This is a genomic window from Mesorhizobium sp. M7A.F.Ca.AU.002.02.1.1, assembly GCF_003998535.1.
Lineage (GTDB): Bacteria > Pseudomonadota > Alphaproteobacteria > Rhizobiales > Rhizobiaceae > Mesorhizobium > Mesorhizobium ciceri.
In genome coordinates this window covers 1-1384 of sequence record NZ_RZPB01001142.1, presented here as the reverse complement: position 1 = coordinate 1384, position 1384 = coordinate 1, and the positions used below count along the sequence as shown (strand labels likewise).

At 61.4% G+C, this 1384-nt stretch carries 1 protein-coding gene and 1 pseudogene; both read left to right on the top strand.

The genetic code is table 11. From position 1 onward, the window contains the following. The first annotated feature begins 73 nt into the window (after positions 1–73). The gene (locus tag EN879_RS35890; protein ID WP_024502009.1) at positions 74–1015 is read left to right on the top strand and encodes a sugar ABC transporter substrate-binding protein; all 942 of its coding nucleotides are present in this window, start codon (positions 74–76) and stop codon (positions 1013–1015) included. 113 nt (positions 1016–1128) lie between these two features. Next, a pseudogene (locus EN879_RS35885) lies at positions 1129–1384 on the top strand (ABC transporter permease); the annotation flags it as partial.

The window sequence follows — 1384 nt, the reverse complement described above, 5'->3', positions numbered from 1 at the left end:
AGATTCCCCGGGGAGATCGGGGATTCCGGATAAATCGGTGAAACCGGACACCAATATGTGGAGGAGAAACACAATGAAGAAATTGATTTTAGGCGTCGCCTTCGCGGCGCTGATGAGTTCATCCGCCCTGGCCGCCAAGGTTGGCGTGTCGATGGCCAAGTTCGACGACAACTTCCTGACCGTGCTGCGCAACGGCATGATCGAGCAGGCCAAGGGTATGAGCGGCGTCGAGCTGCAGGTCGAGGACGCGCAGAACGACGTTGCCAAGCAGCTTGACCAGATCAAGAACTTCGCCGCTTCGGGCGTCGACGCCATCATCGTCAACCCGGTCGACACTTCGGCCACGCAGGCGATGTCGGATGCCGCCGCCGCAGCCAAGATCCCGCTGGTCTATGTCAACCGCGAGCCGGTCAACGTCGACACGCTGCCCGACAACCAGGCCTTCGTCGCCTCGAACGAAGCCGATTCCGGCACGCTCGAGACCAAGGAAGTCTGCCGCCTGTTCAAGGAAGCCGGCAAGAAGGAAGCCAATGTCTATGTGATCATGGGCGAGCTTTCCAACCAGGCCGCCGTGCAGCGCACCAAGGACATCGACGATGTGATCGCGACGCCGGATTGCAGCTTCATCAAGATCATCGACAAGCAGACGTCGAACTGGAACCGCGACGAGGCGCAGAACCTGATGACCAACTGGCTTTCGACCGGCAAGCCGTTCGATGGCGTCATCGCCAACAATGACGAAAGCGCCATCGGCGCCATCCAGGCGATGAAGGCCGGCAACATCGACATGAAGGCGGTTGTCGTCGGCGGCGTCGATGCCACCCAGGACGCGCTGGCGGCCATGCAGGCGGGCGACCTCGACGTAACTGTGTTCCAGGACGCGGCCGGCCAGGGCGCCGGCGCTCTCGATGCGGCGCTCAAGCTCTCCAAGGGCGAGAAGGTCGAGCACAAGGTCTACGTGCCCTTCCAGCTGGTGACGCCAGCCAACATCGACAAGTTCCTGAAGAAGAACTGAGCCGCCAGCGGTTCGATACGGAGCGGCGCTCTCGATCAAGACAGCGCCGCTCCCTCTCTCCCTCAGCGCCGGCACGGCGCGAGGGCGACCGCGGCTGATGGAGGACAGAATACGTGGCACAGACATCTCATGGCGTCGGCGGCGTCGGTTATGATGCGAAGAAGCGCACATGGCCGGCCGAGTTCAATGTTTTCCTGGCCCTGGTCATTCTCGTCGTCATCTTCGAACTGATCGGCCGCATCTTTCTCGGCGACAGCTTCCTGTTCAACACACGCAGCGATGTCGGCGGCATCTTCAACGAAGCGCGCCTGCAGATCATCATCCTGCAGGTGTCGATCGTCGGCATCATCGCCATCGGCGTGACACAGG